Raw genomic sequence first — 21,248 nt, 5'->3', positions numbered from 1 at the left:
TCCATTAAATTAAAGTTGCCCGCACTGTTATAATTTAATCTTATCATGAGAGAACACCTGCCACAACCACCGGAACACAGTAATTATAGAAATTTTTGGGGGCGGAAAAACCGCCCCTTTTCCTTACAGTTCGGTTGATTCGGCGTTGATCACCCGCAGGACCGGTCCGCGCATGTAGATGTTGGGTCCCGGGACGAGGTAACCCTTCACCCGTATATTCCGGCCCAGGTGGGCATCGAGCCACAGGGAGAGGGCCTGATCCGAACGGTCTGCGATTAAAACGTAGTTCCCGTCTCCCGCGAGCAGCTCGTAGTGCGGACGCTCAACGGTGCTCATCACGAGCCTGCCTTCCAGGGTGACGGCTTCCTCGAAGAGTCCCAGCCGGTCGCCCAGGCGGGCCAGAAGCGTTGCACACTGCGCTCTGGTCACCACGGACGAGGGTGCAAACAGCCGGTCATCCACACCCCGCATCAGGCCGCGGGCGTAAGCGACGGCCACCGCCTGCCGCGCCCAGGGAGCGATTTCCCGCTCGTCGGCAAAGCTTACCGTTTGAGAACTGCCGGTCAGTCCGGCCAGGCGTACCGCCACGGCGGCCATCTCCTGCCGGGTGAGGGTGGCGTCCGGCCGGAAGTTGCGCCCGTCACCCGCAAGCAGCCCGGCCCAGGCCGCTGCTTCCACTACCCCATAGTACCAGGCAGACGGTTTAACGTCGGCAAAGGTGGGGGCCTGCGGACGCATTTCGGAGAGGCCCAGGAGTTTCACCAACAACGCGGCCAGTTCGGCCCGGGTTACCGGTTTCTCGGGCCGGAAAGTGCCGTCCTCATAGCCGCCAATGATCCCCCGGGCGGCCATAAGCTCGATGTCCTTCTGCGCCCAGTGGGCACCAACGTCATTAAAGGTCTTTTTGAGAGCAAAGATGGCGTAGCTGGAAAAATGGCTCAGTTCTACCACCACGGTGCCCTTTTCCCGGTTAAGCCTGCCGCCCACCGCCGCCCAGGTTCCGTCGTCGTTCTGCCGGAAAACCTGAAGCGTCCGCGGGTCCAGGCTTCCCAGCCTGGATGCATCGTATTTGATGCCGACCTTCACCGGTTTGGCCAGGGGAGTAGAAGTTTGGAAGCTCAGTACCGGGCTTGCCGCTACGGCCCCCGCAGGGGAACTGGCCGGAGTTTCCGCGGCCACCGCAATGGTCAGACTGGCATCTTTGGGCAAAGCACCGGCGGGAACATCTATGGCCACCAGGCCGTTTAACACTTCCACCTTTTGTGCTTCACCCGTGGCCTTCAGTTCAGCGGTACCCGGGGCTGGTTCAACGCCGGGCGCCGGGGCCGGTGCACTACCGCCGCCTCCACCACCGCCGCTGCCGCCAGTGCCACCAGTGCTGCCGGGCTTTGGCAGGGCGTTGACGTGGTCCAGGGCCTGCTTCAGGTTCAGCGTGCCGCCAGAAGTCACCCCGGCCTTCAGGCTGTCCAGGGAAGTAACACTTTGTTTCAATATACTGATTAACTGGCCGGGAGCAAGTTCAACCCCCAGGGTCCGGACCCGCGAAAGGGCCAGCGCCGCCCCGCCGGATACAAAGGGCGCGGCCATGGAGGTTCCGTCCCAGGAAGCGTAAGGCCGGGGAAGTAATGCAATTTTCGCATGCGAAGCCGGCAGGAAAAGCGAGAAGTATGCGGGAGCCGTAAATTCATAAGAAACTCCCCGGTACGGTTCCTCCAGGCCGTCGGCTGCCAGCAGGTTGTACGATTGACCGGTCATCTGGGCATGAAGATAATCCTTCACAAAATCCCCTGCGCCGGCAGCTGCAGCCCACCCGCTTAAGAAAAGCCTGCCCCCGTTTTCCAGGTAGTTGGCCAGGTAAACCTGGTCGTTCACCGTCAGGTTCGGGCTGTCAACAACCAATCCAGAGCTTCCATCCCAGTGCCAGGCGCTCCCCGGCGCCAGGCCGGTGAACCAGAGCACGCCCGCATAGACCGCCGCATCCACCGGAGGGCAATCTCCACCGGAAGCTACCTGGCAGGTTGTGTAAACGTAGCCTGCCGTGGAGAGGGCGTTAAGATACAAGTTACTTACATCGGGCAGAGTTAAAGACCCGTATGGTGTATCTATTTCTTCACCCGACTGGTCGTCGTCCACCACCAGCAGGGGCCTGTCCATTGTTTCCTCAGGGGTTATGTCCAGGAAGTTGTATACAGCCCGCACCACACTGTCATAAACCGCACCGGCTGTACTCAGTGCCTCCGCGCCGAAACCCCACAGCACCGCCCTGCCCCCATAGACGGCGTCGTAAACCGCCAGGGCCACTCCGGCGTCACCAAAGGTGGGCACGGTGCTCAAGATGCCCTCTCCCGGCGCGGCTAAAGCTACGGACTTTAACCCGTAGTTCGAGAAGTAAGCCAGGCCTCCCCTATTGGAACCGGACGGATCCGCCAGAGCCGCCACGCTGATGATGTTGGGCAGAGCCGGATATGTAACGCCGTCTATCACGTTATCCATAGAGAAGCCGGCGGGATAATGCGGGTTGGCATCGTTATCCCGCCCTTCGTTTCCGGCAGCAGCAACAAAAAGTATGTCCGGGTGATTTTTGATGGCATTGTACATGGACTGGTCAAATTGCGGGGTCTCAAAGCTCATGTTCACCACATTTGCCCCATTTTTTGCGGCATAGTCGATAGCCGCCACAATGGCCCCGGTGGTAAGAACGCCGCTGTCATCCGCCGCCTTGAGGGCCATGATTTTCACCCCGGGAGCCACTCCGGCAACGCCCCGGCCATTGCCGGCCACGGCAGCGATGATCCCGGCCACATGGGTGCCGTGGCCGAAATGATCCATGGGATCGTTATCTGGCTTGGAATTTAGATAGTCACTGCCAATGAAATCATATCCTACCGTATCATCAACGTAACCGTTGCCGTCGTCGTCCATGCCGTTATCAGCCTCTTCCCCGGTATTGCGCCAGATGTTATCCTTCAAATCAGGATGGTTATAGTCAACCCCGGTGTCGATGACGGCCACAATGATGCCCTCTCCTGTTGCATCATTCCATACCCGGGGAGCCTTTGTGCCATAGACTTCATCCACCAGGCCCCATTGCAAGTTGTAGAGAGGGTCGTTAACGTTTACCTCACAAACGCGGTAGATATAGTTCGGCTGCACATATTCCACCCGGGGGTCTTTTTTCAGGACCTCTATAGCCTCTTGTATGTCCTCATTTGTTTGAAAAAGTGAAACCCCATTTGGCAGGGTTTTTTTATCCGCCAGGCCCAGGCCCCGGTGGGCGGCAAACAGCCGGCTTTTGGCTTCTGACGTCTTAACCCCTGGCTTGAACTTGACGATCACCTCACCGGGCACATAGGGCGCCGGGACCGCCTCCTTGCCGCCCTTCACACCGGACAACAAGGGCAGAGGTCGCGCGGACGCCGGCCCTGCTACCACAGCCGCCAGCAGCACGGCGGTCAAGATGATGGCCACGACCTTGCGAAACTTCAACACATTCATCTCCTTCCCCCAAAATCGTTTGCTGGAAGATATATTTCGATTGTTTCTATGATTTTCCTCCGTTACTAATCCGGATATTTTTCTTGATGCGCGGTAACTGGAAACCGGAAGGTTACAGGCGAGAAATGCAGGAATTAATCATATTTATTGTTTCAATGGTTAACCAATTGCCCGGCGGGAGGGAACATGGTATTATATATGAAATAAAACCGTATGGTGCCCGGTTTGGAGGTAATTTCCTGCAACATTCCGCTAATCAATGGCGGGAGAATTACCTCTAAAAATAATCCGGCATTGCGTACAGGAATTAATGAAAAATTTTTTGCCCCAACCCTTTGCGGGCCGGAACTTTTGTCCGTAAAAAGGTGTCTAACAGGTAAGACGAGGTTTGGGGCATCTGGCAGGAGTGGCTTCCCCTTGGATGCCGTCAAACACCTGATACAGCGTTCCCGGGAACAAAACCTGGTAGCTTTCGAGCAGCTGGTGCAGATGTACCAGCAAAGGGTATACAGCCTGAGCTACCAGTTAACCGGCAATCATGCCGATGCCCAGGATCTGGCCCAGGAGGTTTTTATCCGGGCATTCCGCTCACTTGGCAGCTTCCGTTTTGAGGCGGATTTCGGCACCTGGTTGCACCGCATTGCCGTCAACCTCTGGTTGAACATGAAACGGCGGCGCGGCAATATGAACCTCATTTCACTGGACGAGCCGGTACATACCGATGACGGAGAGGTTACGCGGGAGGTAGCGGCCGCTACCGGCAACCCGGAGGAGGAACTGGAGGAAAAGGAATTCCGGGGCCTAGTGGGCCGGGCCTTGAAGGAACTGTCTGACGAACAGCGGGCCGTGCTCATCCTGCGCGAAGTGGAAGGCTACAGCTATGACGAAATAGCCCGGATGCTCGGTCTTTCCCTGGGAACGGTAAAGTCCCGGCTGAACCGGGCGCGGGACGCCTTAAAGAAAAAAGTATTAGCCCTGACCGCCGAAGATGTATCCGGTGGGAAAAACAGGCCCGGGGCGGCGGTAGTCTTAAAGGAAGGGGCCGGCGCAGGCCGGACCAGGTGAGTTGCCCTTCCGGGGCATGTGGATGCGCGACAAGAAGGTGAAACACCATGAAATGCCGGGAAGCGAGACAACTTTTTTACTCCTGGCTGGACGGGGAACTGGTAAAAGAAGAAGCCCGCCGGCTCCAGGAACACGTGCAGGAGTGCCCGGCCTGCGCCGGAGAACTGGCCGAATGGCAGTCCATAACTCGGGCGTTGAAGGGCCTGTCCAAGCAGGTGGCACCGCCGGAAGGGTTCAGTGCGCAGGTAATGTCCCGGCTGAAGGAATCCTTATCTGCCCGGGAGGTTTATAGCGCGAACGAAGGCTCTGCCGGGCCGGAAGTGCCTGTACGGCACGTTCATAAAGCGGCAAAACCGGCAGCCGCCGGTGGAATGCCCGGAGCGGAGATTCTTCCTGCCGCTCAGACGGGCGATTTCGGACGAAAAAAAGTCCATACCGCGCGGATATGGGCGCCCGGACGCTGGTGGCAGGGGCTGTCAGGCGCCTGGCGCAGGGGCGTGGCGGCAGCGGCCGCCGTGGTCATATTGCTGGCGGGTTCCGCCAGCTTTGCCGCCCGCTACTGGTGGTCCCCGGCGGGGATGAACGGTTCGCCCGTGGTGTTGGATAACTCCGGACAAATCGAACAGACCCCGGGCAACGGTAGCACAATAGTAAACACGGATAAGCCGGGTCAGGATGTGCCGGCAAGTTTAAACAACGGGACCCGGGAAACCCAGGCCCCCGGTGGGCAGGAAAACGCGCCCGCCGGACCCCGCGACAGGGTCGATAAGGCAAATAAGGAAAGCGACCGTTCCAATGAGCCGGCCGCTCCCGGCCAGGCTGTAAACGGGGGAGTACAAAAGAGCCGGCCTGAACAGCCCCGGCAAAGTGACAACAAACAGGGCGTCGCCATAGCGGCAAACACCGGGCAATCTGGAAGCAACAGGGGTGGCAGCGGTGGCGCCATTGAACCACGTGAATTCCTGAACCAGGCCCGCACCATTGAGAGCACGCTGTTAAAAGTGCAGGTGGCCGACCTGCAGGCGGCGAAAAAGACACTGCTGGCTGCAGCGGGAGGTAGCAGCTACCAGAGCTACGGCCAGCAGCGGGTGGATGGGCATACGGTGGAAATCATGCGCTTTGTGGTTCCGGTGGAGCGGGCCACGTCCTTCACCGCCACGGCCTCCGGCCTGGGGCGGGTGGTGGACCGGCAGCAGCAGAGCCAGGACATTTCCCAGCAGTTCGCCTCCGCCCTGGACCGCTACCAGGCCCTCATAGCCAAACGCAACCAAATGACCGAAGAAGCCGATATCGCCGCCCTGGACCGGGAGATCAAGTCCCTCGAACAGCAGCTGGCCGCGTGGGATCAGGAAGCCGGCCAGCAGGTAGTGGTGGTATGGCTGCAGGAGTAGTCATTGAATTTTAAACCGGGTTCAGCTTAATGTTGAGCCCGGCTTTTTGTTGACTTTCAAAGCTGGAGAAGTTTAAAATATATGTAAGGAAATCTTACCATGAAAGGAGTGCTTCCATGTCCGAATATTTTGAAGTGGTCAAGGTAACTTCAAAGGGACAGATGACAATTCCTGTTCGGGCCAGAAAATTAATAGGTATAAAGGAAGGTGATCACCTGGCCGTTTATATCAACGGTGACGAAATTATCATGCGCAAGTTTACACCATTCAAACAGGCATCTGCCAGGGATGCTATTTTTAAACTGATTGGTAAGGGTAAGGGACCGGTAGACCTGGCCGAAAAACATGACTACTACCTGACAGAAAACTTTTGACCGGCATTTCAAGCAGTACGGTTTTGAAACTGTTGGCATCTAATCTTTAAACCCCCGGCTTGCGAGAATTATTCCATGAAAATACTTTTCAGTTCAATTTCCAGCCCGGGCAGCAAGGGGGAAACCAGCGTTTCCCCTTCGTCGTAAATCCCGCTGCGGTTCCAATCCTTCTCCCCCCGCACAAACACTTCCACAAGCTGCAGGGACGGGTCCACCAGCCAGTATTCCTGCACACCGCCGGCGTAATAAAGCTGGCTTTTTTCCTTGCGGTCGTATTTGGCCGTGGAGGGCGATAGAACTTCCACCACCAGGTCCGGGGCGCCGCTGATATTGGTTTCCTGGACAATGGAAAGCCGGTCTTTTAAAATAACCACCAGGTCGGGGGAAACCACCTGGTCACCGAAAAGCACGTCAACGTCCAAATACAGTTCCCCTGCACGATTTTGCCGCAAGTAACCCTCCAGCACAGTAACCAGGCGGGAGACAATTTTCTGGTGACGCGGTCTGGGCCTGGGTACCATAACCAGTTTCCCCCCGACAACTTCGTAATCACGGCCATCATCCAGCTTCAGGTAATCCTCATAGGTGTAACGGCGGTCCGTCAAGATGGTTAAGCCTTCCATTCTTATCACCCCTTTTAACCCGGCGTTTGTGCCATTGCGTCCATGGTACACTCCTTTTGAGCAAACTTTCCCTTTTACGAATTTTAACATTGGAACAAAAAAAAGAAAAGCCTCAGCCGGAGGCAGTTATCAGTGCACGCAAACGCCAGGCAATGACCGCCGCCTGGGCGCGGGTGAGTGGTTGGGCCGGGCCGAAGCGCCCGCCGGGATACCCAACCATCAGCCGCGCTTCCGTCACCAGGGTTACGGAAGGGCGCGCCCAGCCCGGGACGGCGTTCCAGTCCCGGTAAGGGGATGAAGAGCCTGTCCCTGCTATAGCCTGACCGCCCGAAGCGGCCGGCTGCCGGGGCTGCACACCGTCACCGGCATCCGACATTGCCAGGCCGGTCACCTGCAGCACCCGGGCCAGGATGGCCGCCGCTTCCACCCGGCTCACCGGGTGATCAGGCTTGAAGGTTCCGTCCGGGTATCCGGAAACGATGCCCCGGAGGAGGGCCTCCCGGATTCCTTTTTCGGCCCAGGACGGCAGGTCGGAGGGTATGGAAACCCCGGACCCCTCCCGGGCGCCGGAATCCTGGCCTTTTCCGGGAACGTCGCCGCCGGAGTCCGGAGCCGCCGGCCCCCTGCCGCTGCTGCCGCCCCACCCCAGCACCCGCACCAGCATCAGGGTGAACTCCGCCCGGGTGGCCGCTTTTTCCGGACAAAACTTTCCGCCGGGATAACCGCCGGCCAGGCCCAGTTGAGCCAGTTCCCCGATTTCCTTCCCGGCCCAGTGGCCCTGCAGGTCGCTGAACAGGGCCTCCAGGGGTACGGTCAGGTATTCACCCGTTACACCCCCGCTTCGCGAGTCAACCGCCACCAGCTGCAGGATATCGCCGGTATTCCGGGGCAGATTGATTTCAAAGTAGCCCCGGGCGAGCGTTACCGGCAGGCAATCACCCTCCTGCGTATATAGATAAATCTTTGTGGCCGAGGTTTTGCCTTTTATTATAAAACCATTACCTGCCGGCCGGCAGGTGGCCTGCAGGGAGGGAGCAGGCACCCCGCTCCGGGAATGGGCCTTGATGGCCGCCACCACCCCCGTTTTCCCCTGGAGGCCGGACAGAATGGTGAATTCCACCTCTTCCCCGGGCAGGAGGTCATCCGCGCCCACGGGAAAGCCGTTTTTGGTGATCAGGGTACGCGAGGAAAGGCGCCCTTCCCGGTCCCCGGAAAAATTAATCGTTCCGCGGACCGGGTCCAGCCCGTCCAGCCGGGCGCTGCCGCTGGAGGCCACTTCGGCCACATCCACCCGCAGGGCGCCGCTCATACCTTTGGCCAGAGTTATGCGTACCCATTCTCCGGGCAGCAATGTGGAAGGCTCATTGGGCCGGCCCCATCGGAAAAAGAGGGTGTCGGGGGTAATGGTCAGGGAGTGCATTTTATTCCGGCTGTCCACTAGAAGAAGGGACTTGCTTTCTTCCTTATAAAAGATCACCTGCCCGTAGATCACCTGCCGGTGGGCGTCTATGGATATGGCCTGGTCGCCCGCCAAAAGCAGGCAAACATGGTCTCCCGGGGCGATATCACCGGGGGAGGCGGACTTCCCGTCCAGGGTTGCCGGAAGGCCGGGCATGAGCCGGTAACGCCCCGCCCCCTGCAGCTTCAACCAGCTCCGGCCGGGATCCATCTCCTCCACCGTGCCCACGGCCAGGGTGCGCTGTACCGCCAGGTAGACCACTTCGTCCTGGCCCGGGGAAAGCATCAGCCTTACTTTCATCCCCGGGGCCAGTTGAGACGGGTCCCCGGTTACCGGGTAACCGTAGGGCAAATCCTCCGGGCTGGCGGCTGCCAGCTGGTCGTCAAAGGCGCAGCTGGCGCCGGCGGCCAACCGGTAGGGTTGCTGCTGCCCCAGCAGGTAAACTTGCCCGTGCTCCAGATCCACCCGGTCAATAATTCCCTCCTCTTCCCGGAACCAAACCCAGGCCCGCCAGGCCATCTGGGTGGTGGGATTTATGGAAGCCCACAGCCGCACACCGGGAGGAATATCCCGCACACCGGCCGGGCTGTCGTTGACCCACAGGGGGCTTTCCGCCCGCCGGTCCAGGTAAAAGCCCCCTTCCCGCACCCGGGAGCTGGCTTCCTGGAGCAGGGTGCCCGCCGCCAGGGGCAGCAGTTCCACCGCGTTTTGCCGCCAGACGCTGCCCACTATGTAAAGAATGCGGTTCCCTTCATCCACATAGGCCTCCGCTCCGGGCAGGGCGTGGTCTATAGTCCAGGGCGGGGTTTTGCCGCCCAGGGCAATGCGCCCCTGCCCGGGGAAGGAAGCCGTGACGCCGTCGGTGAAACGCACCTGGCGGCTTTTTTCATCCGCAGCGGCAATAACTTTTTTACCCAGAGGCTGGCCATAAACCAGGGCGAAATCCTGCCCGGGCGGTGAGGCGGGTTTAGCGCCCCGGCGCACGTCCGTGCCCCGCACGATAACCGTATACGTACCCCTGGCGGGGTGTGGTATCAACACCTGTTCCACATTATTGTGGTCGTCCCGCCCGCCCCCGCCCTTATCGTTACCCAGGTATTCCCTGCCGTCCGGGCCGACCACCACCAGGTCCAGGTCGTTGACCAGCGCCCGGTCCGCTCCCGGCTCGGCGGGAGGGTCGGTCCAGGCCAGGGTGGCCTTGAAGGGGCGGGAGGTATCTTCCACCGTGAAGCGGTAGGTCTTACTTTCCCCAGCGGCCAGGGGAGCGGATTCATCGGCGTAAAGGAAGGTCTTTTCCGCGAGCCCCAGCACCGTGGCGGTTAGATCCAGGCGGCCGAACCCCGCCCCTTCCGCGTCCATAGGGGCGGCTCCGTTGATCAGGGCCGCTTTGAGCAGGGCCGCCGAAGGCGCTTTTAATCCCTCCTGCTGGAAGTACTGCCGCAAAAGGGCGGCCGCCCCGCCGGTGACGGCTGCGGCCATGCTGGTTCCCTGTAGACGGGTGTACTGCGGGTTGGCCGGGAAATTCCCCTTTACCAGGGGGGAACGGGCCGAAACAATACCAGTCCCCGGCGCCACCAGGTCGGGGCGAATACGCCCGTCTTTGGCCGGCCCACGGCTGGAAAAGGAGGCCACTTCCCCCGCGTTGTCGCTGGCTGGCCCGAAGGCAGGACGCACACTTTCGCTTGCCCCCACCACCAGGGCGTTTTTACTGTTGGCTTCGGCGGTGAGGGTCCCGGCACCGGGCCCGGAGTTGCCCGCACCGAAGATGACCAGAAAGTCCGGGTTTTGCCGCACAAAGGCGTCGGTCTGGGCGGCACTGCTCAGGTAGGCATTCACGGGAATGCCCCAGCCGTCCACGTGAATGCGGGCGGCCGCCGCGTAGGCCGGGCGGAACAGGGCCGTCAGGTCCGCCGGGGGGTCGATCCTCCCCTCTTTATTGAGGATGCCCTGAAAATAAAGGCTGGCCCCCGGGGCCAGGCCGGCAAACTGCCCCCCGGAAGCGGCACCGGTTCCCGATATGGTGGCCGCCATGTGGGTGCCGTGCCCCACCGGGTCATCGGCCTTAACACGGCCGGACCAGGACTTGAGCATGATTACCTTTGGTTTTTGCCCCGGTGTATCTTTTAAGTCGGGGTGCAGGTTCTCCAGGTCCCCGTTTCCCAGGCCGCTGTCGGCCAGGGCCACCACCTGCCCGGCGCCGTTTAAACCGCCGGGAGCGACAAACCCCGGGGCCTGCAGGGGGGTCGCACCCACTATACCCGCCGCCCGGTCGTTTAAGAAACGCGGGTCGGCGTACGGTTCGATGCGCAGCACCAGGGGCGAGGAGGCCAGCTCAGGCAGTTCCTTTCGGGGCAGGCGCGCCCGCAGCACGACTCCCTCTTCATCCAGCCCCCGCAACACTTCTCCCCCGCTGGCTTTCACCAACACGGCCAGATCATCCTTGTCCCGGGAGTGAAAGACCACCAGGTTGACGGTAATCCCGTCATCCCCGGAAGCACCGTCGTTCGGTGCGGGAGCACCCCCTGGCGGTTTCGCCGCATCTCTGGCTAAGTGTTCTACAGATTCCTTTTCCTTAGCGTACAAACCGGCCTCTACCAGGGTCTTCAACTTTTCCTCCGGTGCGTAGGGTTTTACTTCCTTAATAAAGCCCAGTGGCACCAGGTCCTTGACCAGTTTTGCGGAACAGCGCACGATAAGCGTTTCCCCGCCGGTGTAATCGCCCACTTCGGCCAGCCGGCGCAGATGCTCCAGCTCAGCCGGCTGCAGGTGCCGGGAAAGGTTTAGAGAATACAGGCCCCGGTCATCCGGGCCGGCGTCGATGACCTGTTTATCCCTGCCGCCGGGAGGGGTACCAGGCGCTCCGGCATCAGCCCGGTTTTTGGCCTTTTCCAGACCCGGCAGGGCACAGGCAAAAAGCAAACCAATTCCCGCTGCCAGAAAAAGCAAAACCGCCGGCAAACGGTAGCGCTGAAACCATTTACGCATAATCCGGTCTCCTTAAAAAGAACAGGGCTCATTTCCTGTTCCTGGCTGAAATGATAGTTCGACACAGAAAATGGACTTTCCTGCCGGTAAGATAAAATACTTAAGTTTTTTAACTATCAACCACCCTTCCCCCTTCTTCTGGCTTCCACCATTAAGACGTTTTTTTGGGGTAAAAAGTTTCACCGGGAAGGGTTGGGAGCAAAAAATTTTTACACATTGGTTCTTGATTGATAAGAAAGGTCATGATATCCTACAAGCAAGAATGTATTACCAAGGGGATGATTATTATGAGCGAGCTTTACATCGCCCGGATAACCACAAAAGGACAGGTAACCCTTCCCCTGGAGTTGAGGAAATTCCTGAACATCAAAAAAGGGGACTACATTCTTTTTGAGAAGAAGGGCTCCCGCGTGGAAATAAAGAAAATGGTGCCGCCCAATGATTTCGATGATTTTGCCAGACCGATCAGGGAAAGGTTCAAAAGGGAAGGTATAACCCCCGATGATGTCGAGGCGGCCATCAAATGGGCGCGAGGCGTCACAGAATGAGGATAACGGTGGATACCAATGTCCTCATTTCAGCCCTGGGCTGGAAGGGTGCAGAGGCCGCCGTTGTCGAGATGGTGTTGGAGTCAAAATTGGAGCTCTGCCTTTCCGCGCAGATTTTAAGCGAGTTTTACCGTGTAACCCAATATCCCAAGTTTGGTTTTAAGGATGAGGAAATTGACGGGTTTATCGGTAGGTTATTGCCGGTAATTGTCTTTGTCCGGCCGGTACAAAAGGTGGATATTATTACAGCGGATTCGGACGATAACATGGTTCTCGAATGCGCTATAGCCGGAAGGGCCAGTTATATTGTCACCGGTGACAAGCATCTCTTACAGTTAGGAGAGTATGCTGGAATAAAAATAGTAAGGGCGTCTGAATTATTGCAGGATATTTTGAAAACATAGGCCGTCATTTTCCGTGGAATATGACGGCCTTTTCACGCCCAGACCTTCTCCAGTTCCACCACCAGGCCGGGAAACAGCTCCGGGGTAAATTGAGCGTTTTGCTCCCAGCGGCGCACCGGCATGTAAATTCCCCGCTTCAGGCGAAATTCGTCTACCGTTTTTCCCTCCGGGTCCACCACCCAGTAGTAGGGTACGCCGTAGCGCGCGTAGACCTGGGCTTTCGTAACCTGATCAACGCCTGATGCGGATGGGGAGAGAATCTCCCCTACCAGATCGGGGGCGCCGGTAATATTTTTTTCAGTGATCACATTTTGCCTTTCCCTGGAAACATAAAGGAGATCGGGTTGGGTAACGCTGATGTTGCTGAAAACCACGTCCAGCGGGGCGAAAAAAACCTCTCCCAGGTTATTTTCCGTAACATGGGCATGTAAAATGAAATGCAGGTTGCGGGAGACCCGCTGGTGGCGGGTGGTGGGCGAGGGCGTCACATGCAGCACCCCTTCCAGGATCTCGTAGCGTTTCCCGTCGTCGGGCAGCTGCAGGTAATCATCGTAAGTGAGGATTATCTCCCCCGCCGGAGGTACGGGCAGGCTCACGGCGATCCCTCCTTCCGGCAGCCGTTTATAAAAATCCGCCCCTGAAAACCTACCTCCTTGTGGGGTAGGATGAAAGGGGCGTCGCCCGTTAGGGCGACAAATACTTCCCAAACATATATTCCCATGGTATAATATACCTGTGCTCTTTGACAATCGGTATGGGGTTGCAGCGGGTCAATGGGCCGCTGCGTAAAACTGATTCCCGAAAGAGATTGGTGCTTTGAAGTAAGCACGTATCTACGTAGCCGCATGGCGAAGTAGTAGACGCCTATGGACCGGGCCTGGTTGCGGTGACGCGGCCATGTAGCTCACAAGGAAAGCGTAAGACCTGCGGTTTTGCGGGCGGCTTTCCGACGACATGACCCAGCACTCAACACCCATCGCAACACTTGACTTCTAAGTGAGAACTTAATTTGGGTGTTGAGTGCTGGGGGGACGAAGCCCCCGGGCTTGTCCCGAGGGAGGTTCACCCTGCGATTGCCCGCCTAACCTATCTTCTTCATGCTCAATAGCCGCTTTTTGCGTTGAGAGTTGGCTTTGAGAACGTTTAGCATGGAGAGCGCCCGGCCCGTTCCCAGAGCCACGCAGGAGAGGGGGTCTTCAGCTATATGTACCGGGACGCCCGTCTCCCGGCTCAACAGGGTATCGATGCCGTGCAGCAGCGCCCCGCCCCCCGTGAGGACGATGCCCTTGTCCACTATATCAGCGGCCAGTTCCGGTGGAGTGTGCTCCAGCACTTCCTTAACCGCCCCCACCACCGCCTCCAGGCTTTCGGAAATGGCCTCGTGAACCTGGTGGGTGTTGATGACCACCGCCCGGGGCAGGCCGGATATCAGATCCCGCCCGCGGACTTCCATTTCCCGCCGGGGTGCATTCGCCGGGTCGGCACTGCCGACATTGATCTTGATCTCCTCGCCGCTGCGCTCCCCAATGGCCAGGTTGAACACCCGGCGCACGTAGCGCACGATGGCCTCGTCGAACCTGTCTCCACCCAGCCGCAGGGACCGGCTGCATACCACCCCGCCCAGCGAGAGGACGGCCACATCGGTGGTGCCGCCGCCGATATCCACCACCATGGTCCCGGTAGGTTCTGAAATGTCCAGCCCGGCCCCCAGGGCCGCCGCCAGCGGCTCCTCGATAACGTAGGCCTGCCGGGCACCGGCCTGGATGGCCGCCTGGCGCACGGCCCGTTCTTCCACACTGGTCACGCCGGAGGGGATACAGACCATTACCCGGGGGCGGAAAAGGCCTTTTTTTCCGCCGGCCCGGCTGAGAAAGTAGCGCAGCATTTTTTCCGTCACGTCATAGTCGGCAATGACGCCGTCCCGCAAAGGTCGCATGGCCACAATGTTGCCGGGGGTGCGGCCTAGCATGCGCCTGGCCTCGGAACCCACCGCGATGACCCGGGCATTTTCTTTGTTTATAGCCACCACAGAAGGTTCCCGCAGGACAATGCCCTTTCCCTTTACATAAACCAGCACATTTGCAGTACCCAGATCTATACCGATGTCGTTATTCAAGCCGAGCATTGGGATGGTCTCCTTTCCTACTTCAACCACGTAACCGGTTAATTAGGGCCCGCCCGGCCTGTCCCCTTGCAGTACGGGCCGGGGATAGGGTCATTATTTCCGAAAGGCATGATTGGTAGGTTTCTACATTATCAGCCAAATTCCTCTAGCCCGGCTTTAAAATTTTCTACGCTTCCTTGTACTTTTTCCGCGTTGCTTCCCCTCCCCTTAAATGCCGCTCGGCTTTATTCTGCTCCAGGATGGCCCTTACTTCCCGGGCCAGCTTTTTATTCAAAGAAGGCAGCCGTTCGGTCATATCCTTGTGCACAGTGCTCTTGCTCACCTGAAACACCTGCGCCGCCTGGCGCACGGTGGCCCTGGTCTCCAGGATATAGGCGCAAATGTCCAGTACCCTTTTCTGGATGTATTCCTGCATTGCCCTACCTCCCCGGCATGGTACCTGATAGAATATATATGCGCCGGGAGCGGGAAAATTGCCAAAACATCGCGGGCCTAAACTAATACCCGGATTGCCACCGGTGAATGTTTTCCACCAGGTACCCGGCTGGGTCCCGGGCAGCGCCGTCTTTAAGCAGGGTAAATTCCAGCACTTTCTCCGACCGGGGCAGGGTGCCCAGGGGTGCCCGGGCGCTCAGGTGCTGCCCAGCCTTCACCTGCACTTCCCCCAACCCCCTGTAGACGGTCTGCCAGCCGTAACCGTGATCTATGGTGACTTTATAGTTCAGGGGAACCTGGTTGCTCGAAGTTCTTGAAGTTTCTTCAATTTTTTCGCCAAACTGCCCGACGGCCGCCCCCGGCTCCACCGCCCTGACCGTTCCGGGAGCCGCCGCTGTTACCAGGGCACCGGCACCAGCTCCAAAGGCAACCGATTGGTTGAATCGAAAGTCACCGTAGACTTCGGAATAGCCCCACCCGTATGCCTGAACGATCTGGCCGTCCACCGGGGCGTAAATCTCAAACCGGCCGCTGTCATCCCCGGCCAATGTTTTTCCGTCAGCTGGCTGGGTTGCTTTTGCAGGCCGGGAGTGCATCAACTGCACCCCCCGGTCCTTACCCGGAGCCGGTACGGGAACCGAACCTGTGGGCTGCCAGGTGTTTAGCATAGCCCAGATCAAAATCATCACCAAAGTAACAACAACGGTGCTTACCACCGCATAGCGCAGCCAGTTGCCCAGCAGCCACCGGCGCAGCCAACGGCGGTATTTTTCCACCGGATCCTGTTCGGAAAGGCGTTTGCCAAAGGGCCACAATTTAATCACTCCCGACAAGCTTGTAAAAGCTTTTAGGAGTATTGTGACCATTTGGTGATCAATTTATTCGGGTGATCTCCACCCCGGTGTAGTAATGTTTCAGGATGCGGTCAAAAGTGTAACCGTGCTCGGCCAGACCCTTTGCTCCGTACTGGCACATACCCACGGCATGACCGTAGCCCCGGGTGGTAATCTCCACACGATCACCCTTCAAGGTCATGGTAAAATCGGTGGAACGCAGGCCCAGGCGGTCCCGCACCAGCGTAGCCGCCATCTTCTTTTCCCCAATGCGTACGGTTTTGGGCCGGCCCGCGGGAGTCCGTTCCAGGACCTCCAGGAGGCTTTTTACCCCACCGGTACGGCCAGCGGCGGCAACAGGCACGGCTTCCACGCTCACTCCCAGGGCCCGGTCCACCTGGGTCACGGGGAGACTCACTGTGCGCACGGGTTCCGGATCGGCGTCGTGGGGGCAGGGCACACCCACCAGGTAGGGCAGGTCCGCCGCCCACACTGCGGAGGCACTCTCCGTGCCACGTCCGCCGCAGGAGGCATGGTAAGCGGCTTCTATCAACTGTCCATTGTAAGTTAAAACCATGCCCCGGGTTTCATCGACCGCCTTTTTAATCTTGTAGTAGTACTCGTAATAACGGAGGGTGCCCCACCGCCGGCGCATCTCCTCCCGGGAAATCCAGGCCTGCCCGTGGGTATGGTCATCGCATACGTCGGCCCCGGGGTGGTCGTTATTTATTACCCCGCCGGCGTTCAGCCGGCGCACGATATAGGTGCGGGCTGCCACCGCCTGGGCCTTCAAGGCCTCCACGGGGAAGGCCGCCGGCATTTCGGCGGCCACCACCCCGGTGACGTATTCTTCCAGGGGGATTTCCTCGATCCGTCCGGTGCTGTGGACGTAAAGGCGTACCCGGGTTTCCCTTTCCTGAATCCGGACAGGCGAAAGGTAGTTCACCAGCACGGGCAGACCCATGGTGAGGGACAGCATAATACAGATCAAGCCCAGCAGCAGCCTGCGCACCATCTCCACCTCCCCTGTCCACCTGTTGAAATTTATATGCTCCGGGCGCGGCGGACATGCCTTCAGGGTCCGGGCCGTACTTATCCCACATTGTTGCCCAAAAGTTTCCTGTTCATACAGGCGAGCAAAAACTAAAAGGTGGCAGAACTAACTGCCACCTTAATCTACTCCTCAATTACGATATCGCCTTCAACCGGGCCAGGGCTCGCTTCAAGGCCAGCTCGGCCCTGACCACGTCAATGTCCGGCGTTCTGGCAGCCAGCCGTTGTTCGGCCCTGGCTTTGGCCGCTTCGGCCCGCTCCCGGTCGATTTCGTTGTCCCGCTCTGCGGTGCGGGCCAGAACGGTGACCCGGCTGTTCCGCACCTCCACAAATCCCCCGCTTATCGCCACCTTGAAGGTCCTGCCATCCTCCTGGACCTTCATCACGCCGATTTTTAAGGCGCTGACCAGGGGAGCGTGATCCGGCAGGAAGCCCAGTTCGCCTTCCACGCCCGGCACCACCACAAAGCGGACATCGCCGCTGTAAACCTTGCGCTCGGGAGTGACAATTTCCAGGCGTTGGGTTTTTTCCGCCATTTTACGCACTTCCCTCTGCTAAGCTTTTCGCCTTGGCCACCGCGTCGTCGATAGTACCCACCATGTAGAAGGCTTCTTCCGGCAGGTCGTCGTGCTTGCCCTCCAGGATCTCCTTGAACCCGCGGATGGTTTCCTTGAGCGGCACGTACACGCCCGGCCGGCCGGTGAACTGCTCGGCCACGTGGAAGGGCTGGGACAGGAAGCGCTGCAGCTTCCGGGCCCGGGCCACGATCAGTTTGTCCTCGTCGGATAGTTCTTCCATACCCAGGATGGCGATGATATCTTGCAGCTCCTTGTAGCGCTGCAGAACCTTTTGCACGCCCCGGGCCACCTCGTAGTGCTCCTGGCCCACCACGTTGGGGTCGAGGATGCGGGAGGTGGAATCCAGGGGGTCCACCGCCGGGTAAATACCCAGCTCGGCAATTTGCCGGGACAGCACCACGGTGGCGTCCAGGTGGGCAAAGGTGGTCGCCGGCGCCGGGTCGGTCAGGTCGTCGGCGGGCACGTACACGGCCTGCACTGAAGTAACCGAACCCTTCATGGTGGAAGTAATCCGCTCCTGCAGCTGGCCCATTTCCGTGGCCAGGGTGGGCTGGTAACCCACGGCCGAAGGCATCCGGCCCAGGAGGGCGGAAACCTCGGAACCGGCCTGGGTGAAACGGAAGATGTTGTCGATAAACAGGAGCACGTCGGCCCCTTCTTCATCCCGGAAGTACTCGGCCATGCACAGCCCGGTCAAGCCTACCCGGAGGCGGCACCCCGGCGGTTCGTTCATCTGGCCGAACACCATGATGGTCTTGTCAAGCACGCCCGCCTCGGTCATCTCCCGGTAGAGATCGTTGCCCTCGCGGGTGCGCTCACCCACGCCGGCAAACACGGAGATACCGCCGTGCTGCTTGGCAATGTTGTTGATCAGCTCCATCACGATAACCGTCTTGCCCACGCCGGCGCCCCCGAACATGGCGATCTTGCCGCCCTTCAGGAAGGGCACCAGCAGGTCGACCACCTTCAGGCCGGTCTCCAGCTGCTCGGCCCGGGTGGACTGCTCGGCCAGGGGCGGTGCCGGCCGGTGAATGGGATAATAGAAGTCGCTCTTAATGGGGCCTTTGCCGTCAATGGGCTCGCCCAGCACGTCCACCAGGCGGCCCAGGACGGCCCGCCCCACGGGAACGGTGATCGGCTTGCCGGTATCAATCACTTCCATGCCCCGCACCAGACCGTCGGTGGAGGACATGGCCACAGTGCGCACGATGTTGTTGCCCAGGTGCTGCGCCACCTCCAGGGTCAGGTCCTCCTGCCCTTCGCGGCGGATCTTCAGGGCATTATAGATATCAGGCACCTGGCCCGGTGGGAAGCGGACGTCCACCACCACGCCAATGACCTGCACTACATGACCAACATTCATCAGCTACTCCGTACCTCCTTCGCGCGAAGCTTGTGTTAGCCAGGGGAACGGTAACGTTTATTCCAGGGCCGCCGCTCCGCCGACAATTTCGGAAATTTCCTTGGTAATGGCGGCCTGGCGGGCCCGGTTCATGGACAGGGTCAGCCTGTCGATCATATCGCCAGCGTTCTTGGTGGCGTTGTCCATGGCGGTCATGCGGGCGCTGTGCTCGCTGGCCTTTGATTCTAGAAGGCCGTGAAAGACCATGTTCTCCACGTACATGGGCAACAGCTCGGACAATACGCTTTCTGCCGAGGGCTCAAAGATATACTCCACCCTGCCGGGCTTTCCTTCGCCGTTTTCCTGCCCCTCGGGAGGTTCCACGGGGAGAAGTTTGACCACCTTGGGCCGCTGCACCAGCACGTTGACAAATTCGCTGTAGATGAGGTAGACGGCATCAAATTCCCCCGCCGCATATTTATCCATAACGTAGCGGGCAACCTCCTGGGCGTGGCTCAATTTAATGGTTTCGCCCAGGCCCACGTACTGCTGGGCGATATTGTAACCCCGGCGGCGGAAATAGTCGCGGCCTTTGCGCCCAACGCAGACCAGGCTCAGTTCAGCGTTGATGTTTTTTGTCTCCTGAACGGTCCTGCGGATCAGGTTGGCGTTAAAGCCGCCGCACAACCCCCTGTCCGCCGTGATAAGAACATAAGCCACCCTCCTGGGCTCCCGTACCTCCAAAAGGGGGTGCTTAACCCCGGCCGCGGCGGTGGCAACCCGCCCCAGCACGTCTTTCATCCGCCGGGCGTAGGGCCTGGCCGAGAGAACCTGCTCCTGGGCCCGGCGCATCTTGGCGGCGGAAACCGCCTTCATGGCCTTGGTGATCTGCTGGGTGCTCTTGATACTTTTAATACGCCGCCGCAAGTCCCGTAAACTTGGCACTCTTTTTCACCACCTCGCGTCGCTACTACCGGAAGACCGGGAAGCGTTGATCAGGCCGTCCGGGCCACAAAGCCCTTCTTGAATTCGATAATGGCCGCTTTCAGTTTTTCTTCCGTTTCCTTGGACAGCTCACCGGTCTTGGCAATGGCTTCGCCCACTTCCGGATGGCTTGTGTGCATGTAGTTCAAGAACTCCTCTTCAAAAGGCAGAACCTTATCCACCGGCAGGTCGTCCAGGTAGCCGTTTACACCGGCGTAAATGACCATAACCTGGTCTTCCACCGCCATGGGGGCGTATTGCTTCTGTTTGAGCAGTTCCACCATGCGCTGGCCGCGGATCAAACGGGCCTGGGTGGCCTTGTCCAGGTCGGAACCGAACTGGGCGAAGGCAGCCAGCTCGCGGTACTGGGCCAGGTCCAGGCGCAGCCGTCCGGCCACTTGCTTCATGGCCTTGATCTGGGCGGCGCCACCCACCCGGGATACCGAAAGGCCCACGTTGATGGCCGGGCGGACGCCGGCATAGAACAGGTCGGGTTCCAGGTAAATCTGGCCGTCGGTAATGGAAATCACGTTGGTGGGAATGTAGGCCGAAACGTCACCGGCCTGGGTTTCAATGATGGGTAGCGCAGTTATGGAACCGCCCCCCAGGTCGTCATTCAGCTTACAGGCCCGCTCCAGCAGGCGGGAGTGCAGGTTGAACACGTCACCGGGATAGGCTTCACGGCCGGGGGGACGCCGCAGGAGCAGGGAAAGCTCGCGATAGGCTACGGCTTGCTTGGAAAGGTCGTCGTAGATAATGAGCACGTGTTTGCCCTGCTCTAAAAACTCCTCGCCCATGGCGCAGCCGGCATAGGGGGCAATGAACAGAAGCGGTGCCGGGTCGGAGGCGGTGGCCGAAACCACGATGGTGTAATCCATGGCGCCGAAATCCCGCAGTCGCTGCACCACGTTGGCTACCGTGGAGGCTTTCTGGCCGATGGCCACATAGATACAGATGACGTCCTTGCCTTTCTGGTTGATGATAGCGTCCACGGCAATGGCTGTCTTACCGGTTTGCCGGTCGCCGAGGATCAATTCCCGCTGGCCTCTGCCGATGGGGATCATGGAGTCGATGGCTTTTAAACCGGTTTGCAGGGGCTGGTGCACGGGTTTACGGGTGATTACGCCGGGGGCTATACGCTCAATGGGACGGAACTTGTCGCTCTTGATGGGGCCCTTGCCGTCCAGGGGGCGTCCCAGGGGGTTGACCACCCGGCCGATCAGGGCATCGCCCACGGGTACGGAGGCAATACGTCCCGTACGTTTAACGGTGTCCCCTTCTTTGATGTGGGTGTAAGCACCGAGCAACACACAACCAATGTTGTCCTCTTCCAGGTTGAGGGCCATACCCAGGGTGGGTTCAGCGCCTTCTTCGGGTGCCGGAAATTCCAGCAGTTCCATGGCCATGCAGTCTTCCAGGCCGTAGACGCGGGCAATACCGTCGCCGACCTGGATTACGGTACCCACGTCGCGCATTTCAATTTGCGCCTGGTATTTTTCAATCTGCTGCCGAATGATCGAACTGATCTCTTCCGGTCGCAAATTCATGCTCCTA

The 21,248-nt window shown here is 59.2% G+C and carries 17 protein-coding genes; 5 read left to right on the top strand and 12 right to left on the bottom strand.

All coding sequences use genetic code 11. The annotated features are described in order from the left end of the window. Positions 1-123: 123 nt before the first annotated feature. Positions 124-3,495 (bottom strand): S8 family serine peptidase, encoded by a 3,372-nt coding sequence (locus BUA65_RS10225; protein WP_084062280.1) that lies wholly within the window; start codon positions 3,493-3,495, stop codon positions 124-126. 417 nt (positions 3,496-3,912) lie between these two features. On the opposite strand from BUA65_RS10225, the gene BUA65_RS10215 reads away from it, so the two are divergent. The 3 genes from BUA65_RS10215 to BUA65_RS10205 all read left to right on the top strand — a co-directional run bounded on the left by BUA65_RS10215 (position 3,913) and on the right by BUA65_RS10205 (position 6,325). After that, positions 3,913-4,560: a sigma-70 family RNA polymerase sigma factor gene (locus BUA65_RS10215; protein ID WP_072869436.1), complete on the top strand. Its 648-nt coding sequence runs from the start codon at positions 3,913-3,915 to the stop codon at positions 4,558-4,560. Between the two features lie 47 nt (positions 4,561-4,607). Beyond that, positions 4,608-5,951: an anti-sigma factor family protein gene (locus BUA65_RS10210; protein ID WP_072869434.1), complete on the top strand. Its 1,344-nt coding sequence runs from the start codon at positions 4,608-4,610 to the stop codon at positions 5,949-5,951. 116 nt (positions 5,952-6,067) lie between these two features. Further along, the gene (locus tag BUA65_RS10205) at positions 6,068-6,325 is read left to right on the top strand and encodes an AbrB/MazE/SpoVT family DNA-binding domain-containing protein (RefSeq protein ID WP_072869433.1); all 258 of its coding nucleotides are present in this window, start codon (positions 6,068-6,070) and stop codon (positions 6,323-6,325) included. Between the two features lie 68 nt (positions 6,326-6,393). Here the strand turns inward: BUA65_RS10205 and BUA65_RS10200 are convergent, their stop codons facing one another. After that, on the bottom strand, positions 6,394-6,948 hold the full coding sequence (locus BUA65_RS10200) for a Uma2 family endonuclease (RefSeq protein WP_072869431.1): 555 nt from the start codon (positions 6,946-6,948) through the stop codon (positions 6,394-6,396). Between the two features lie 112 nt (positions 6,949-7,060). Then, the gene (locus BUA65_RS10195; RefSeq protein WP_072869429.1) at positions 7,061-11,392 is read right to left on the bottom strand and encodes a S8 family serine peptidase; all 4,332 of its coding nucleotides are present in this window, start codon (positions 11,390-11,392) and stop codon (positions 7,061-7,063) included. 287 nt (positions 11,393-11,679) lie between these two features. On the opposite strand from BUA65_RS10195, the gene BUA65_RS10190 reads away from it, so the two are divergent. Beyond that, positions 11,680-11,940 (top strand): AbrB/MazE/SpoVT family DNA-binding domain-containing protein, encoded by a 261-nt coding sequence (locus tag BUA65_RS10190; RefSeq protein WP_034634349.1) that lies wholly within the window; start codon positions 11,680-11,682, stop codon positions 11,938-11,940. Beyond that, complete coding sequence (locus BUA65_RS10185) at positions 11,937-12,344, top strand: putative toxin-antitoxin system toxin component, PIN family (RefSeq protein ID WP_072869428.1); 408 nt, start codon at positions 11,937-11,939, stop codon at positions 12,342-12,344. The genes BUA65_RS10190 and BUA65_RS10185 overlap by 4 nt, the downstream gene beginning before the upstream one ends. A gap of 32 nt (positions 12,345-12,376) precedes the next feature. Here the strand turns inward: BUA65_RS10185 and BUA65_RS10180 are convergent, their stop codons facing one another. The 9 genes from BUA65_RS10180 to atpA all read right to left on the bottom strand — a co-directional run bounded on the left by BUA65_RS10180 (position 12,377) and on the right by atpA (position 21,241). Next, a complete protein-coding gene (locus tag BUA65_RS10180) occupies positions 12,377-12,940 on the bottom strand; it encodes a Uma2 family endonuclease (RefSeq protein ID WP_072869426.1) in 564 nt (187 codons plus the stop codon). Positions 12,941-13,425: 485 nt separating this feature from the next. After that, a complete protein-coding gene (locus BUA65_RS10175; RefSeq protein ID WP_072869424.1) occupies positions 13,426-14,469 on the bottom strand; it encodes a rod shape-determining protein in 1,044 nt (347 codons plus the stop codon). A gap of 166 nt (positions 14,470-14,635) precedes the next feature. Further along, positions 14,636-14,884 (bottom strand): sporulation transcriptional regulator SpoIIID, encoded by a 249-nt coding sequence (gene spoIIID, locus BUA65_RS10170; protein WP_072869423.1) that lies wholly within the window; start codon positions 14,882-14,884, stop codon positions 14,636-14,638. A gap of 82 nt (positions 14,885-14,966) precedes the next feature. Next, a complete protein-coding gene (locus BUA65_RS10165; RefSeq protein WP_072869421.1) occupies positions 14,967-15,719 on the bottom strand; it encodes a murein hydrolase activator EnvC family protein in 753 nt (250 codons plus the stop codon). A gap of 58 nt (positions 15,720-15,777) precedes the next feature. Beyond that, positions 15,778-16,752: a stage II sporulation protein D gene (spoIID, locus tag BUA65_RS10160; RefSeq protein WP_439328940.1), complete on the bottom strand. Its 975-nt coding sequence runs from the start codon at positions 16,750-16,752 to the stop codon at positions 15,778-15,780. 172 nt (positions 16,753-16,924) lie between these two features. Then, positions 16,925-17,326: a F0F1 ATP synthase subunit epsilon gene (locus BUA65_RS10155; protein ID WP_072869419.1), complete on the bottom strand. Its 402-nt coding sequence runs from the start codon at positions 17,324-17,326 to the stop codon at positions 16,925-16,927. 1 nt (position 17,327) lies between these two features. Then, entirely contained in the window at positions 17,328-18,731 is a 1,404-nt protein-coding gene (gene atpD / locus BUA65_RS10150; protein ID WP_072869417.1) for a F0F1 ATP synthase subunit beta, read from the bottom strand. A gap of 57 nt (positions 18,732-18,788) precedes the next feature. Beyond that, entirely contained in the window at positions 18,789-19,655 is an 867-nt protein-coding gene (gene atpG, locus BUA65_RS10145; protein ID WP_072869416.1) for an ATP synthase F1 subunit gamma, read from the bottom strand. Between the two features lie 50 nt (positions 19,656-19,705). Next, entirely contained in the window at positions 19,706-21,241 is a 1,536-nt protein-coding gene (atpA, locus tag BUA65_RS10140; protein ID WP_072869414.1) for a F0F1 ATP synthase subunit alpha, read from the bottom strand. Between the last annotated feature and the right edge of the window lie 7 nt (positions 21,242-21,248).

It is taken from the genome of Desulfofundulus thermosubterraneus DSM 16057 (genome assembly GCF_900142025.1).
Lineage (GTDB): Bacteria > Bacillota > Desulfotomaculia > Desulfotomaculales > Desulfovirgulaceae > Desulfofundulus > Desulfofundulus thermosubterraneus.
Note: the sequence above shows the minus strand (reverse complement) of the source record. Positions and strands in the feature narration are given on the sequence as shown.

What these genes read in the sequence shown, in the direction of transcription:
- BUA65_RS10225 (WP_084062280.1), bottom strand. Translation starts at nt 3,495, where the DNA reads ATGAATGTGTTGAAGTTTCGCAAGGTCGTGGCCATCATCTTGACCGCC.
- BUA65_RS10210 (WP_072869434.1), top strand. Translation starts at nt 4,608, where the DNA reads ATGAAATGCCGGGAAGCGAGACAACTTTTTTACTCCTGGCTGGACGGG.
- BUA65_RS10205 (WP_072869433.1), top strand. Translation starts at nt 6,068, where the DNA reads ATGTCCGAATATTTTGAAGTGGTCAAGGTAACTTCAAAGGGACAGATG.
- BUA65_RS10200 (WP_072869431.1), bottom strand. Translation starts at nt 6,948, where the DNA reads ATGGAAGGCTTAACCATCTTGACGGACCGCCGTTACACCTATGAGGAT.
- BUA65_RS10195 (WP_072869429.1), bottom strand. Translation starts at nt 11,392, where the DNA reads ATGCGTAAATGGTTTCAGCGCTACCGTTTGCCGGCGGTTTTGCTTTTT.
- BUA65_RS10190 (WP_034634349.1), top strand. Translation starts at nt 11,680, where the DNA reads ATGAGCGAGCTTTACATCGCCCGGATAACCACAAAAGGACAGGTAACC.
- BUA65_RS10185 (WP_072869428.1), top strand. Translation starts at nt 11,937, where the DNA reads ATGAGGATAACGGTGGATACCAATGTCCTCATTTCAGCCCTGGGCTGG.
- BUA65_RS10175 (WP_072869424.1), bottom strand. Translation starts at nt 14,469, where the DNA reads ATGCTCGGCTTGAATAACGACATCGGTATAGATCTGGGTACTGCAAAT.
- spoIIID (WP_072869423.1), bottom strand. Translation starts at nt 14,884, where the DNA reads ATGCAGGAATACATCCAGAAAAGGGTACTGGACATTTGCGCCTATATC.
- spoIID (WP_439328940.1), bottom strand. Translation starts at nt 16,752, where the DNA reads ATGGTGCGCAGGCTGCTGCTGGGCTTGATCTGTATTATGCTGTCCCTC.
- BUA65_RS10155 (WP_072869419.1), bottom strand. Translation starts at nt 17,326, where the DNA reads ATGGCGGAAAAAACCCAACGCCTGGAAATTGTCACTCCCGAGCGCAAG.
- atpD (WP_072869417.1), bottom strand. Translation starts at nt 18,731, where the DNA reads ATGAATGTTGGTCATGTAGTGCAGGTCATTGGCGTGGTGGTGGACGTC.
- atpA (WP_072869414.1), bottom strand. Translation starts at nt 21,241, where the DNA reads ATGAATTTGCGACCGGAAGAGATCAGTTCGATCATTCGGCAGCAGATT.